This is a genomic window from Lacticaseibacillus sp. YLM2-1 (genome assembly GCF_056583465.1).
On record NZ_JBWOEE010000004.1, the window covers coordinates 13,794 to 27,658 of the forward strand.

General features: G+C 39.0%; 15 protein-coding genes and 1 pseudogene. 15 read left to right on the top strand and 1 reads right to left on the bottom strand.

From position 1 onward, the window contains the following. The 7 genes from AC07KQ_RS15000 (at nucleotide 1) to AC07KQ_RS15030 (ending at nucleotide 6,848) form a co-directional block, all read left to right on the top strand. Nucleotides 1-1,551 carry a VirD4-like conjugal transfer protein, CD1115 family gene (locus AC07KQ_RS15000; protein WP_423765221.1) on the top strand — a complete coding sequence of 517 codons (1,551 nt, stop codon included), beginning with the start codon at nucleotides 1-3 and terminating at the stop codon, nucleotides 1,549-1,551. A 14-nt stretch (nucleotides 1,552-1,565) separates the two neighbouring features. Next, nucleotides 1,566-1,955: a hypothetical protein gene (locus tag AC07KQ_RS15005; RefSeq protein WP_064658638.1), complete on the top strand. Its 390-nt coding sequence runs from the start codon at nucleotides 1,566-1,568 to the stop codon at nucleotides 1,953-1,955. An 18-nt stretch (nucleotides 1,956-1,973) separates the two neighbouring features. After that, nucleotides 1,974-2,813 (top strand): conjugal transfer protein TrbL family protein, encoded by an 840-nt coding sequence (locus tag AC07KQ_RS15010; RefSeq protein WP_064775352.1) that lies wholly within the window; start codon nucleotides 1,974-1,976, stop codon nucleotides 2,811-2,813. A 14-nt stretch (nucleotides 2,814-2,827) separates the two neighbouring features. Further along, nucleotides 2,828-3,238, top strand: a complete 411-nt coding sequence (locus AC07KQ_RS15015; protein WP_010491011.1) for a hypothetical protein — start codon at nucleotides 2,828-2,830, stop codon at nucleotides 3,236-3,238. 6 nt (nucleotides 3,239-3,244) lie between these two features. Beyond that, nucleotides 3,245-5,380, top strand: coding sequence for a type IA DNA topoisomerase (locus tag AC07KQ_RS15020; RefSeq protein WP_480156683.1), 2,136 nt, complete (start codon nucleotides 3,245-3,247; stop codon nucleotides 5,378-5,380). Nucleotides 5,381-5,503: 123 nt separating this feature from the next. Then, nucleotides 5,504-5,734, top strand: coding sequence for a hypothetical protein (locus AC07KQ_RS15025; protein ID WP_308902835.1), 231 nt, complete (start codon nucleotides 5,504-5,506; stop codon nucleotides 5,732-5,734). Continuing rightward, nucleotides 5,724-6,848, top strand: coding sequence for an ArdC-like ssDNA-binding domain-containing protein (locus AC07KQ_RS15030; RefSeq protein WP_435634070.1), 1,125 nt, complete (start codon nucleotides 5,724-5,726; stop codon nucleotides 6,846-6,848). Before AC07KQ_RS15025 ends, AC07KQ_RS15030 begins: the two co-directional genes overlap by 11 nt. Nucleotides 6,849-6,987: 139 nt before the next feature. Here AC07KQ_RS15030 and AC07KQ_RS15035 read toward each other — a convergent pair whose 3' ends face one another. Then, complete coding sequence (locus tag AC07KQ_RS15035) at nucleotides 6,988-7,065, bottom strand: putative holin-like toxin (RefSeq protein ID WP_076661461.1); 78 nt, start codon at nucleotides 7,063-7,065, stop codon at nucleotides 6,988-6,990. A gap of 154 nt (nucleotides 7,066-7,219) precedes the next feature. On the opposite strand from AC07KQ_RS15035, the gene AC07KQ_RS15040 reads away from it, so the two are divergent. From AC07KQ_RS15040 to AC07KQ_RS15075, 8 genes and pseudogenes are all read left to right on the top strand, one after another. Continuing rightward, nucleotides 7,220-8,188, top strand: a complete 969-nt coding sequence (locus AC07KQ_RS15040) for an FRG domain-containing protein (protein WP_480156684.1) — start codon at nucleotides 7,220-7,222, stop codon at nucleotides 8,186-8,188. A 106-nt stretch (nucleotides 8,189-8,294) separates the two neighbouring features. Beyond that, complete coding sequence (locus tag AC07KQ_RS15045; RefSeq protein ID WP_041161881.1) at nucleotides 8,295-8,876, top strand: recombinase family protein; 582 nt, start codon at nucleotides 8,295-8,297, stop codon at nucleotides 8,874-8,876. 148 nt (nucleotides 8,877-9,024) lie between these two features. Continuing rightward, nucleotides 9,025-9,888 (top strand): DNA adenine methylase, encoded by an 864-nt coding sequence (locus AC07KQ_RS15050; RefSeq protein ID WP_174234907.1) that lies wholly within the window; start codon nucleotides 9,025-9,027, stop codon nucleotides 9,886-9,888. A gap of 15 nt (nucleotides 9,889-9,903) precedes the next feature. Next, a complete protein-coding gene (locus tag AC07KQ_RS15055; protein ID WP_097037773.1) occupies nucleotides 9,904-11,193 on the top strand; it encodes a type II restriction enzyme in 1,290 nt (429 codons plus the stop codon). A 353-nt stretch (nucleotides 11,194-11,546) separates the two neighbouring features. Further along, a pseudogene (locus AC07KQ_RS15060) lies at nucleotides 11,547-11,720 on the top strand (helix-turn-helix domain-containing protein); the annotation flags it as partial. Between the two features lie 134 nt (nucleotides 11,721-11,854). Next, nucleotides 11,855-12,646: a ParA family protein gene (locus AC07KQ_RS15065; RefSeq protein WP_016527412.1), complete on the top strand. Its 792-nt coding sequence runs from the start codon at nucleotides 11,855-11,857 to the stop codon at nucleotides 12,644-12,646. Between the two features lie 71 nt (nucleotides 12,647-12,717). Then, nucleotides 12,718-12,957, top strand: coding sequence for a hypothetical protein (locus tag AC07KQ_RS15070; protein WP_041095869.1), 240 nt, complete (start codon nucleotides 12,718-12,720; stop codon nucleotides 12,955-12,957). 24 nt (nucleotides 12,958-12,981) lie between these two features. Further along, nucleotides 12,982-13,140, top strand: coding sequence for a hypothetical protein (locus AC07KQ_RS15075; protein ID WP_480156685.1), 159 nt, complete (start codon nucleotides 12,982-12,984; stop codon nucleotides 13,138-13,140). Nucleotides 13,141-13,865: the final 725 nt, after the last annotated feature.

Consider the following 13,865-nt stretch of genomic DNA (forward strand, 5'->3'; position numbering starts at 1 on the left):
ATGAATGGCACCATTTTAGGGATCGTGGATAAACAGATTGTTTACCAGAATAACAGTACCAAGCCGAATCGAAATATCTTCGTGGTTGGGGGCCCGGGGTCATATAAGACCCAGTCAGTCGTCATTACCAACCTGTTTAACGAAACGGAGAACAGCATTGTCGTAACCGACCCGAAAGGGGAATTGTACGAAAAGACAGCCGGTATCAAACTAGCCCAAGGCTATCAAGTACATGTCGTCAACTTTGCCAACATGGCGCACAGTGATCGCTACAATCCTTTTGATTATATTCAACGGGATATTCAAGCTGAAACCGTCGCCACGAAGATCGTTCAGAGTGAAAATGCCGAAGGCAAAAAAGACGTATGGTTCAGTACCCAGCGGCAACTTTTGAAGGCACTAATCCTGTTTGTTATGAACCACCGCGCGCCCGACCAAAGGAACTTGGCCGGTGTAACCCAAGTCTTACAAGAAAACGATGTGGAGGCCGAGGAAAAGGGCGCAGATAGTCCGTTAGACACCCTGTTTCTTGATCTAACCATGACTGATCCAGCGAGACGCGCTTATGAGTTAGGGTTCAAAAAGGCCAAAGGCGAAATGAAGGCCAGTATTATTGAAAGCTTGTTGGCGACCATCTCGAAGTTCGTTGACAAAGAAGTGGCTGATTTTACCAGCTTTTCGGATTTTGATTTAAAAGAGATTGGCAACGACAAAGTTGTGCTGTACGTGATTATCCCCGTCATGGATAACACTTATGAAAGCTTCATCAATCTGTTTTTCTCACAATTATTTGATGAATTATATAAATTAGCGGCCGATCATCACGCTAAATTGCCCCACCAAGTCGATTTTATCCTTGATGAATTTGTCAATTTAGGGAAGTTTCCCAAGTATGAGGAGTTCTTAGCGACGTGTCGGGGATATGGCATTGGTGTGACGACCATTTGTCAGACCTTAACCCAACTACAAGCCTTGTATGGCAAGGATAAGGCCGAGAGTATCTTAGGTAACCATGCCGTTAAAATTTGCTTAAATGCCGCTAATGACGTGACCGCTAAATACTTTAGTGATCTGTTAGGAAAATCAACCGTAAAAGTGGAAACCGGTAGTGAGAGTACCAGTCATAGCAAGGAAGAAAGCCACAGCAAGAGCGATAGTTACAGCTATACGAGCCGTTCGCTCATGACGCCCGATGAAATTATGCGTATGCCCGAAGATCAGAGCTTATTAATCTTTAGTAATGCCCGACCAGTCAAAGCTACAAAAGCGTTCCAGTTTAAACTATTTCCGGGGGCTGATCATTTGGTTAACTTGTCACAGAACGATTATCAAGGCCAACCAGAAGCCAGCCAGGAAACCAACTTTAAGAATAAAGTAGAAAAATGGAAAGCAAAATTAAAGGAGACTGCTCAAAAAGAAGTCGCAAACAAGATGTCTCAGAAAGAGGAGGAGCAACAACAGGACAACCTAGACAGCGATTTAGAGAGAGTTTCAAATAAAGATAGTCAAACAGAGGCGCCAGAAGAAGACGACAACAACTTATTTGGATAATGGAGGGCATATTAATGAAAAAATATCGCAAATATATAATCGCCGTGATGACAGTGTTACTGATTGCTGTTGGTCTAACCGCTTGTGGGAAGTCTACAGCACAGGATTTGCAAAGTCACCAGTGGACGTTTGCTTCTAGCAAAGATAATGGTATGGCCGCTACTGCAAAGTTTTCAAAAAGCAACTTAACACTTACCCAAGCGGGCTTTAGTGAAGTTTATACTTACAAGTTAATTGAAAACAAAGGCGATGAACAAATTAAGTTCATTGGTAAAAATAGTGTTTCAGGTAGCACAGAAACACGTCTGTTTAAGATTAAAAAGCAGTCAGACAAATATAAACTAACACCAATTAACACACTAGCTAAAAGTGATACTGGTACAGTCTCACTTATTCCCAAATAGACAAAGGAGGGATTTAAAATGACAAATATCATTCAATCAGCTATCTCGCACTTTTTTGAATGGCTACTGTCTGGTTTGTTAGATGGTTTATTCAACATCTGTAAATCAATCATTGACCAAGCCAATCAAAGCTTGCCAATTGTTAAAACGTGGTATGCCATCTTCCTGTCCTTTGCGACATCGTTAGTCGTTGTGGTCGTACTTGGCCGCATTGTGATGACAATTCTAAAAGAGGCAGACGAAAGTACCGACGTCACTTGGGCTAATATCATCATGGACGGGATTAAATCAGCGGCCGTGATTCCAGTTTTCGTGTTCTTACAAGGCTTTATTCAAGGTTCAATTACCTTGCCCCTGCTAAAGTATATGTTTAGTTCTGATCAGAAATTCACTGCTAAATCAATTAGCGGCATGAATAAAGTCCCTGGGCTAAAAGATGTTGGCATTTCGTTACCCTTACAGATTTTGTTTCTGCTAATCTTCACTGTCGTAACCGTCGTGTTCTTTATCAAGATGTGTGTGTTTGTGGCTGATATGGCTTGGTACAACCTGACGATTCCTTTAGCTGCAATGAGCATGGCGACTGAAAGCTTTGATTATAGTGCCACGTGGTGGAAGAAGTACATTTATTACAATGCTTCCATTATTAGCCAGGTGCTTTGTATGTCATTATCAGTATGGTGCTTCACTAATATGGCTAAATACGGATTTATTGCCTTTATTGCTTCAATCGGATTCGGCTTTCTGGTTGTTAAAACACCTGACGCCGTTAAAGACTTCTGGGCTTCAACCGGTGTGACTAAAAGTGCTGGTATGGGCGCCATGAGAATGTTTCAAAATTATTTTCGTAACCGTTAAGGGAGGTTAGCGTCATGAAAAAAATCTGGCACTGGTTACTTGAAAAAGCCAAAAAAGATATGCGAACCGACCCTTTTGCAACACCTTCACGGCGGACTAAGTTGTCTTACTATTTTGATAACTTAGTTAGCATGGTCTTCTATATAATGGGAATTTACCTCATGTTAATGGATTTATACCAAGAGCTTTTCACGGCGAACCATACCGATTTTTTAGGAACTGCGCTAATGGCCTTAGTTTTACTGCTGGGTGGCTTATTATTCCGTTGGTCAGCCTATGCAGATCTCAAAGCCATCAACCGGTATCAACATTATTTGAAGCAACAATCGATAGAGCAACAACAAGAATTGCGCCGTGAAACTTGGTTGAAAGCGGCTAAACAAGGCAAAACAGAATTAGATCAAAAATTGAATCATAAGGAGTGAACGAACATGACCACTGTTATCTTAGCTGAAAAACCCAGTCAAGCCCGTTCATACGTCCAAGCCTTTCAAAAGAGCACAAAAAAACAGGGTTACTATACGGTTAGTGACCCTGTTTTGCCCGAGAATACGCTTGTCACGTATGGTCTCGGACACTTAGTTGAACTAGCCACACCGGATAAATATGATCAGAAATACCAGCAATGGGCCTTATCTAATTTACCGATTTTTCCCGATAAATACAAGTTTGTGGTGTCAGCTAGTAAAAAAGATCAATTCAAGGTCGTCAAAGACCTGTTAACGAAGGCCGATACCATTATTGTTGCCACCGATAGTGGTCGGGAAGGCTCCAATATTGCTTGGTCAATCATGAGCCAAGCCCAGATTGACGTTAAAAAGAAGACCATTAAACGGCTATGGTTGAATAGCTTGGAAAAAGACGCCATTATTACTGGATTCAAAAATCTTGGTGATTGGCACAAAGACTATTTGGCTTATAAAGAAGCTCAAACCCGGCAAATTAGTGATTGGTTGATCGGTATGAATGGTAGTCCCTTATATACTTTATTGTTGAGGAACAATGGGGTGCGTGGGGTGTACTCAATTGGTCGCGTGCAGACGCCAACCTTGTATATGGTCTATCAAAGAGACCAGGCAATCAAAAACTTTAAGCCGGAACCCTATTTTGAACTAAATGCGGAAATTTTAGCTAATCAGCAAAAATTCGTCGCAAAATTAGACCCCTATCAGCGGTTTAAAGATGAAACAGGGCTAATGACATTCATGCAAGCTAAACACGTTCAGAAAGGCTCACAGGGCGGTTTAATCAAGGACGTGCAAAAGCAGGCTAAAAAGAGTGCCAGTCCCCAACTATTCTCGCTATCCAGTCTGCAAAGTGCGATGAATAAACGGTATCATGCCAGTGCCAGCCAAACCTTAGCGGCTATTCAAAGTTTATATGAAGCCAAGTTGTTGAGTTATCCCCGAACGGATTGTGCCTATATCACTAATGAAGAATTTGAGTATTTAGTGGGTAATCTGACGAAGTATCTGGGTTTAGTCTCTAAGCAAGTCTCTTTAACTAATACCACCCCGAATAAACGTTACGTCAATGGGAAAAAGGTTGAAGAACACTACGCCATTATCATGACTAAAGTCGTCCCGACTAAAGATCAATTAGCTGCCTTACCTAAATTACAGCAACAGGTCTATGATTTGGTTTTAAGAACGACGTTAGCGATGTTTGCTGATCCGTACGAGTACGAAGAAACCACCATTATCACCCAGGTTGGCGACGCCAATTTTAAAGCAACCGGTAAGGTGCCAACTAAGCAAGGTTGGCAAGCTTTATTTGATGATCACAAAGCCGACCAGCAAGAGGCAACCACCCTACCGCTCGTTCACCAAGGCGATCAAGTCCAAGCAAACCTGCAAACGCCGCAAAAAGAAACGACACCACCGGTACCCTTTACCGAAGGTACCCTGATTACGGCCATGAAAACCGCCGGTAAAACGCTTGATGATGAAGAAGCCCAGGCGATTCTCAAAGATGTGCAAGGCATTGGGACAAGTGCGACCCGGGCCAATGTGCTGGAAGTGTTAAAAAAACGCGGCTATTTGGTTACTGAAAACAACAAGCTCCACGTCAGTGAAGCGGGAACTACTTTATGTAAAGCGGTCGAACTCGAACCCTTGCTAACTAGCCCAGAAATGACGGCTAAATGGGAGCAAGCGTTACAACAAATCAGTACCGAAGAACGCACCCCGGATAACTTTTTGAACCAAATCAAAAAGTTCGTGGAAAAATTGATTGCTGATGTTCCCACGCAATTGACTGGCAGTGCAGCCATTAAGCAACAAATCGATCACCAACAGCAAGCGCAAAAAGCCGCCGAAGTTTTCTTAGAAACACCGCAAGCGACCGTTTTAAATAAACAGAAGTTTTACATTGTGAAGCCCAAGCAAGGCGAAGATTTTACCTTACCTAAGAAATGGAGTAGCAAGACGCTCGGGAAGACCGCAATTAAAGCGTTAGTTACCAAGGGTGAAACCAGCAAATTAAAGGGTTTCAAGAGCAAAAAGGGGAAGTCGTTTGACGCCAAGTTAAAGCTTGACGGCCATAAATTAAGTTTTGATTTTGATTAGACCTTACCCTACCGCCCTTCACGTTGTTCCAGTTGGTGAACCCGTCATTTAGGTTTACTTTTCAAAAACCAAAAAGTGAACCTAACCAACGGGTGAGATTAGCAAAGCAAAGGAGATCATAAAATGGATAATAAATTAGCAGTCATTGGGAGTGAATTACCAGTTTTGCAGTCTAAAGGAACCTACAAGTATTTAAAAGAAATCACTGGTAACGGGGCCTATTATCAAGTGGCTTGGCAAAAATCAGCTGATGGCTACATCGCCCTTTATGGCACGACCCCGGTTCAAATCAACGTAGCCCCTATATTGAATGATATTTTTGAAGATGAGGAGGGGGTAGACAATGCCGAGTAAAGCCGACGTTAAAGCCTGGAAAGCACAATTAGTCGCCCAAGCCGAACAACAAATCCTAAAATTAACCGATAGTGACCGATTTAAACAGTATCTTAATACCCTGGCTAAATTTCATCATTATAGCGCCAGAAACATTGATTTGATTTATGCGCAAAATCCGCAAGCCACTCAAGTCGCGGGCTTTAAGCAATGGCAGACGGCTTTTAACCGCACCGTCAAACGAGGCGCAAAAGCGATTCGGATTGCGGCCCCGATTATTAAGAAGTTAACACCAGCCGAGCAAAAGCGTCTTGATACCACCGATGAACGCGCCATTGTCGGTTACCGTTATCTACCCGTCTTTGACGTGTCACAAACTAGCGGTGAGCCAGTTTTAAGTGCCAAGGATTTTGTCAAAGAAAATTTAGCCGATCATCAGAATGTAACGAGCTTGTATAACGCGTTCAAAGACTATCTCAACCAGCAAACCGACCTTAAAGTCAGTGAAGTGCCTTTAGCGATGCTAAATGGGGCTAAGGGGTATTTTCAACCCAGCACTAATGAAATCGTCATTGGTGGCGATGAGCCCGACAATGCTTTGAAACTAAAGACGTTATATCACGAATATGCACATAGTCAGTTACATGGGTTAAAATCAGCCTTTAAAGATCGGCCACGAGCCTATCAGGAAACCCAGGCCGAAGCGGTTGCATATGTCGCCATGCAAAACATTGGCGTTGATACCAGTAACTATTCACTCGGTTATGTGGCTACCTGGGCGAAAGATAAAGCCGTGATCCATAGCGCTTTAAGTGAAATTCAGCAAGTTAGTAACAAGGTGATTGAGCTTAGTGACGGGTTAACCAAACAATTAGGCTTACAAGAAGCACAAAAAGAACCTGAGCATGATCTAAAAAAGCTATCAGCTCAGGAACTTAATAAGTCCTATCAAGGCTTGCAACAACAAGTTCAGCAAGCAAGGAACCCACAACAAAAATCAGAACTAAAAAATAAACTAAATGATATACACCATGAAATCAGTAATCGAACACAAAAACAGCTACAAGCATTTGCTGAACAGAATCCGGGAATCAAACAACCTGATCCTGAATCTGATCAAAGTCTGAAACGTTAGCCAGTTTTTAAAGGGCATGCTATAATGAAGTCAGAAAAAGGAAGCCCCGCTAGAACAGGACTTCCCATGTAGAGCCGTTAAAGACGGTGGCAGATTTTAACGATATTTAATAACCGCTGGCTGGCCAGAGCTAAGGCGGTTATTTTTTTTGCTGACTTTTGATCAGCTCAACAATTAATGCGATTAAGGCTACGATAAACGTACCGAAAGCCAGCATTAACTGTAAAGCGTCCGACACGGACACTTAGGCTACTCCTTTCGTTAGGATTTATGGGCTTTAAAGGTTTAACACCATAAGCACCACCTCCGATTGGAAATAGCCACCGCCTTAACTTCTCTACTAACTTTAAATATACAGGAGGAATAAAATATTGGCTAGGTTACAAGAAATCATTTCAGAAGCTAAGGCTAATAGCAATTTCATTTATCGAGGGTGTGCATTTGAAAAATATGATTTAGTTCCAACTCTAGCTAGAAAGTTAAAAGCAGACGTCAGTTTTGACCAATATAATATTTATTCTGACGTTGTTAAAAAAGCCGCTGAACGAGGGTATTCAGAAGTAGGTATGAATGGGCTGGCAGATGGCCTTTCTCAACACTACGGACTCAGCACTAGTTATCTCGACTGGAGTTATTCGGTCTATGTAGCTTTATACTTTGCATTCACCAGTTATATTAAACAGTTTGTTAATGACAATATTTTGGATCAACATATCGATCGTAAAATGTATTGTCTTAGAGAAGAATTCAACAAGCACAAGTATTGCATATATAGACTTAATAAGACCTTATATGATGAGTTAAAGAATCAATATCCTAAATTACCGCTAATAGTATATGATACAGATGATAAAAACGAAAGAATGAAAGCACAACAGGGGCTGCTATCTAGCATAGATAGCGCAAAAGTAAACAATGAGGCTAAAATTCGAAGCTCTCAAATTAAAATATTGGCTGATTGGCTTCAATCTAATAATCCTGATGATTTTTTGAAGCAATCCGGCAATAAATACTCATGGAATAATGAAACTCTTTTAGAAAAAATAACTTTCGAACTACCGCAAAGAGATCGAAATTATTTACAAAAATGTTTAAAAGAAAACGGAGCCATCAGTACCATATTATTTCCGGATTTTGAGGGTGTTAAAAAGAACATAGAGTTTTCAGAAGATTATAATATTTTGAGAGATTGGGAAATCGCCTATCAAGAATCTCCTTTTCATTCAAAAGCTACAACCCTAGAAGATTTATTGCAAATGGCAAATGGAAATCAAAAAGTTATAAATTCAAGTTTAAATACGGATCGTCTAGGGGAAGGAGAATTTTTTCCTTTTCAATAAGTTAGCTTTATGGTCATTAGGGTATACCCTAGTGGCCTTTTTTTATTCTGTGCTATACTAGGAATTACAAATGTTCATTAGAACTGTCCAAAAGGAAGCGCTAAAAATGGCTAAAATCGGGTATGCCCGGGTAAGTTCCAGAGAGCAACATTTAGATCGGCAGTTAACGGCTTTAAAAAACGTTGATAAACTGTTTACGGATAAATTAAGCGGGGCCACCACGAATCGGCCAGAACTGCAAAAAATGTTGGCCTATATTCGTGAGGGTGATATTGTCCTGGTCACTGAATTAGATCGCTTAGGCCGAAATAACCAGGATTTAACTAAGATCATGAACACCATTCAAAATAAGGGGGCCACCCTAGATGTGTTAAATTTGCCGTCCATGACAGGGATTGCTGATCCTAACTTGCGTCAACTGATGACTAACCTCATCATTGAACTGTATAAGTATCAGGCTGAAAGCGAACGTAAGCGGATCATTGAGCGTCAGCAACAAGGCATTGCCCTGGCTAAACAACAAGGTAAATATCATGGTCGGAAGCCTCAATATGCCAAAGATGATCCCCGCTTGCAACATGCTTTTAAGCTTTATCAGGCAGGCATGAGTGACATAGACGTTGCTCGGAATACCGGGATCAAGCGGACAACTTTTATCAGGTATCGAAAGAAATTCGATGTGCATTGAACCAGTTTACATGAGATAATCAGAATAGATTAGATGCCCTAAAGCAGGCATAAAATAATAAATACTTAATAATGATGCTACTGGAAGTTAGTCGCATTTTTAATTAGTATTTAAATTGGAAAATAGAATCTAAAGGAGAACTTATACAATGACAATACACAAAAATCCTTTAGTTAAGCCTTTTGTCAAATGGGCTGGGGGAAAGCGACAATTATTACCAGAAATAAAACGTTATTTGCCGTCAAAGATTAAAGATTATTACGAACCATTCGTGGGAGGGGGCGCTGTTTTTTTGGATATACAATGTCCACACCCCGTAATTAACGACTTTAATGATGAATTAATCAATACCTACTTAGTAGTAAGAGATGACGTCGATTCTTTAATCCATTTACTCAAAAAGCATGAGCTTAATAACAGTAGTGACTACTATTACCAAATGCGTGCTTGGGATCGTACTGGTGAACTACAAAAACGCTCTAATACAGAACGTGCTGCAAGATTCATTTATCTTAATAAAACCGGATTTAATGGCTTATTTCGTGTAAATTCTCAAGGTCAGATTAACGTTCCTTATGGTCGCTACAAGAATCCTGCTATTGTTAATGAGGAAGTTTTACATGCAGTTTCACTATATTTAAATAGATCAAGCGCTACTATATTTAATGGTGATTACTATGATGCTATTAAAAGTGCCAAGAAGGGGGACTTTGTATACTTAGATCCCCCTTATGCTCCCATATCAGAAGATAAACAAAGTTTTGTTGGTTACACCTTGAATGGTTTTGGAAGAGAAGAACAGGAACGTTTGCGTGATGTGTTCAATGAACTTACAAAACGGGGTGTTAATGCTATGCTTTCTAATTCCAAGGTACAGTTGATCGAAGATCTGTATAAAGAATATCAAGAAACAACTAGGACCGTTACAGCTACAAGAAACATAAATTCGAATAGTGCTGGGCGTGGCCGAGTTGATGAAGTATTGATCATGAATTACAAAACAGGTAATTAGGTAGGCGGTACGTCAATGGATAAAAGTAATAAACTAGACATTGCCTGGAATCACTTATTTGCAAAATATGATATCTTGAATGAAATAGACCAAAATGGTGTATGTAAGCTAAAGGCAGAGCAAATTAAAGAATTCCGTGAACCAAGACTGATGACTAAATTTGACTGGTCAGATGCTCGTCCTAAAGTTTTTCGAGAGAATGGCTTGTCTGTACTGCCTGATAGTCGTGGAACCTATGTAATCGGAAAATTTAAAGCATACAAAAAGCTTGAATATGAAGAAGTCAAACCTATTAGTGTTAAAATGCCTGAATGGATACATTCATTTGATCATTTCCCAGTAACATCAGAAGCTGTTGCTTTAAACATCGCCCAAATGACTGGTATGATAGACATGATCATGGGGACTAATGACGGTGAGCCGTCTGCTATAAGCACTATAACAGGTCGTCTCAAATCGGGAGAATTAAAGTACCGAATAGATTTAAAAGATTCTAAAAGTCCTTATTCGTTTAGCGTTCATAATAGCCAGGTAGAAATCGATGCGGGCTTTGAAAATTTAAATAATTTACTTGTAATAGAAGCCAAAAACAGAATTCCACAAGATTTCATGATCAGACAGCTTTATTACCCCTTTCGCGGCTATACCAATCTTAATATAGACAAAAAAGTACTACCGGTATATCTTACACATGCAGACAATGTCTACGCTTTTCATGTATTTGAATTCACAGAACCGAACAACTATTCAAGTATTCGACGTGTTAAACAAGTAAATTTCATTGTGGATCAAAGCTTGGCTATTACTCTTGAAAATGTTAAACAAATCAGTAAGGATAGTCCTAATCTGAAAGATACCATCACATTTCCACAAGCAGATAGTCTTACACGTGTTTTGGACATGCTGCAGCATTTACGGACTCCTAAAGATAAATTTGAATTAGGTAGTGACTACCAGTTTAATGAACGACAAGGTGATTATTATGGAAACGCTCTTCGTTATCTTGGATTTGCTAGCAAAGTTGAAAGAAAATTTGAGTTGACAAAACTAGGAAAATACGTTGCCGATTTACCTAACTCTGACAATAGAAATAAAATTATTATTAAACAAATCCTATCAACCAAATGCTTTAATTTAATATTCGTAAATACTCTTCATAATGGTGGTGAATTTGATAATGATTATATCGATCATGTCTTATTAGCCAATGCTATGTCTGTGCGCAGTAGTACAACTGCAAAAAGACGACGTAGCACTGTGAAAAACTGGCTTAACTGGGTTTTAAGCACTGCTACTGCAGAATAGATAAGGAGCTGTATACATTGCTTTCCTAACTCGCAAAATTCTAAAGAGTTAACTGAACTGGAAAGGTCCCTGCATATCTAATCGCCAAGTGTGATGTAACTTAAGGTTATGTCACACTTTTTTGTTTTTTAATTACTGTTACTAGAACAATTCACACTAAAAATAAAAGTTACTCTTGATTGATCATACAGTCGTTAGGCAATTGATATTTATATTGTGCCTTTGCTCAATTTGAAAGTGACCCGTTCTTCCCCCGTACACGAGAAGACAAAAGCTATGACAGAGTTTATATTTTTATTTAAGTAAGGGCCAACCAAAAACTTACACAAATACAATTAGAACATAAATTACTTCAGCAAGGTAAATATCACGGACGTAAACCCCAATACACCCAAGATGATCCCCGCTTGCAACATGCTTTTAAGCTTTATCAGGCAGGCATGAGTGACATAGACGTTGCTCGGAATACCGGGATCAAGCGGACAACTTTTATTCGATATCGTAAAAAGCTTAATATCAAGAGATAGGACACTTAGCTAGTGTATACTAATCATTCATGAATATAAATCATATGTACCATTTGCAAATATACGTGCTACGTGCTATTATACATGTAGTGATATTTATTAAGCTTACTTAGCATGTATGAGGAGGGAAACTAATGGAAATTATTACATTTTCAGCTATAAAAGGCGGCGTTGGTAAAACTACCCTAGCTTTTAATTATGGTGAATGGTTAGCAAAAAATGGCAAGCATGTTTTATTTATTGACTTAGACCACCAAAGTAATTTAACCCAGACTTACAACATTTACGACAATCAAGACACCGTTGGCAACATTTTCTTAGATCGAGGGAAAGTCAAAATACATGAAATAAGTGCTTATATTAGTCTAATTGCCGGAGACATGCACCTTGACGATATTGAGCGGACCATTGAAAATAAGACTAACAAAAACATGTTCCTCTACATGTGGTTGTCAGATAATTATGAACGTTTAAATTTAGGAAAATTCGAGTATATTATTTTGGATTGTCACCCAGATTTTTCTACTGCTACCAAGAATGCAGTAATCATTAGTAATGCTATCCTTAGTCCAATCACACCTAGCGAACATGGGTATAATGCAAAATTTAACCTAGAAGAAAGAATTAACGAATTACGCAAAGAAGCCATTGATTACTCTACTAGAAAATCTTATGTCACGACAAAATTATTTTTTATCGCCAACATGATTAAACACAACACAAGATCATCTCGCGAGTTATTAAAAGCCTTAAAAGGCGATCCCAGTGTATTGGCTACAGTTCCAGAAAAGGAGCTATTCAATCGTTCAACGTTGGATAAAAAATCTCTTTCAAAAATGGCTGAAGACCACAAAACATATATTGATCAACATGAATTTTTTGATAGTATGGACAAAACATTTAATGAAATCACGGAAAAGTTATAAATGCTTTGTACACGCGTTAATCACATGTACATTCAATACGTATACATGTGAATTATAAAGGAGGACTACCTATGGCATTCGATCCAGAGAACAAAAACATAAAAAAGGCACTACAAAAAAATGAAACAGAACAGCAAACTGATACTAAAGATAAACTTGTTATTCCTGTTTTTAAAGATGAAGAGGAACGTACTAAGAACTATACCTTTTCACTTCAACCTAGCGCACGCAAAAGACTTGATGGTCTGGCTAAAGAACATAATTTTAAGTCTGCCTCCAAATTTTTAAATGAGCTTATAAAAAATATGTGATGTCACTTTAAGGGGGGAGTTGTTATGGAAATTTCAATAAATGTTACATTTTTGCTTGCCAGCCTTATTGTCTTTTGGATAATTCCAGCCATTGGAATTGCCAAAAAGCACCTAGTAGATGACCGCTTTTTTTATTCGCCAGTGGTTATTTCCAATGCAATATTGGTTACAACTTTTCTTTGAAAGAATCAGTGGTAATCGTCGTATTGTCGTAAGAATTTTACAAATAATGTCCCTGTTTATCACTTATTTCATCGGGTTACTTATGCTCCTTATATTTAGTGCTTTTGATATTAATACGGCCAAGCATTTTAGTGTCTTTATATTATTTGAGTATTTACTGGTATCTTCTATCGCTTACTGGTTTCAACCAAAAGCTGGCAAAGTATACAAGACTAAATAAAGTTGCTGCTAGGTAAGCGCTATGCTAGACTAAGACTAATTTAACAACCGAATACAAAGATCAAGCTAAACAGAAAAATCCCCGATTCACGAGGAATCAGGGATTTTAGGTTTAGCAAGTAGCTAACAGACAGCTACTTAGATTCAGACGATTTAGACCGGCAAGTTAAAATCGTCTGAACGTTGTTCTTAATTTGTAAGTTAATTATACCGCAAACCAGCCCGTAAGGACAAGTTAAGGATAGTTAAAAAACACAAATTAAAACCAATGGACTAAGTAGCTAACCGAAGCTATTTAGTCCATTTTTTGTTGTTAGAAATTAAAAAAGTTGCCGACTGGGCAACCAAGAAATAGACACATGCTGGTAAATTACAAAGCATTCATTTAGCCGTGAGGCTTTGTAATTCAGTTAGAGCATATCAGATTTGTATTTTAAAGCAAATCAAATGTTTTAGCAACTCTCTTTTGAGACAGCGTGTGTCAGTCAAGAAAGGGAGTTTTAATT

Coding starts and splice junctions, on each gene's coding strand:
- AC07KQ_RS15000 (WP_423765221.1), top strand. CDS start 1: ATGAATGGCACCATTTTAGGGATCGTGGATAAACAGATTGTTTACCAG.
- AC07KQ_RS15005 (WP_064658638.1), top strand. CDS start 1,566: ATGAAAAAATATCGCAAATATATAATCGCCGTGATGACAGTGTTACTG.
- AC07KQ_RS15010 (WP_064775352.1), top strand. CDS start 1,974: ATGACAAATATCATTCAATCAGCTATCTCGCACTTTTTTGAATGGCTA.
- AC07KQ_RS15015 (WP_010491011.1), top strand. CDS start 2,828: ATGAAAAAAATCTGGCACTGGTTACTTGAAAAAGCCAAAAAAGATATG.
- AC07KQ_RS15020 (WP_480156683.1), top strand. CDS start 3,245: ATGACCACTGTTATCTTAGCTGAAAAACCCAGTCAAGCCCGTTCATAC.
- AC07KQ_RS15025 (WP_308902835.1), top strand. CDS start 5,504: ATGGATAATAAATTAGCAGTCATTGGGAGTGAATTACCAGTTTTGCAG.
- AC07KQ_RS15030 (WP_435634070.1), top strand. CDS start 5,724: ATGCCGAGTAAAGCCGACGTTAAAGCCTGGAAAGCACAATTAGTCGCC.
- AC07KQ_RS15035 (WP_076661461.1), bottom strand. CDS start 7,065: ATGCTGGCTTTCGGTACGTTTATCGTAGCCTTAATCGCATTAATTGTT.
- AC07KQ_RS15045 (WP_041161881.1), top strand. CDS start 8,295: ATGGCTAAAATCGGGTATGCCCGGGTAAGTTCCAGAGAGCAACATTTA.
- AC07KQ_RS15050 (WP_174234907.1), top strand. CDS start 9,025: ATGACAATACACAAAAATCCTTTAGTTAAGCCTTTTGTCAAATGGGCT.
- AC07KQ_RS15055 (WP_097037773.1), top strand. CDS start 9,904: ATGGATAAAAGTAATAAACTAGACATTGCCTGGAATCACTTATTTGCA.
- AC07KQ_RS15065 (WP_016527412.1), top strand. CDS start 11,855: ATGGAAATTATTACATTTTCAGCTATAAAAGGCGGCGTTGGTAAAACT.
- AC07KQ_RS15070 (WP_041095869.1), top strand. CDS start 12,718: ATGGCATTCGATCCAGAGAACAAAAACATAAAAAAGGCACTACAAAAA.
- AC07KQ_RS15075 (WP_480156685.1), top strand. CDS start 12,982: ATGGAAATTTCAATAAATGTTACATTTTTGCTTGCCAGCCTTATTGTC.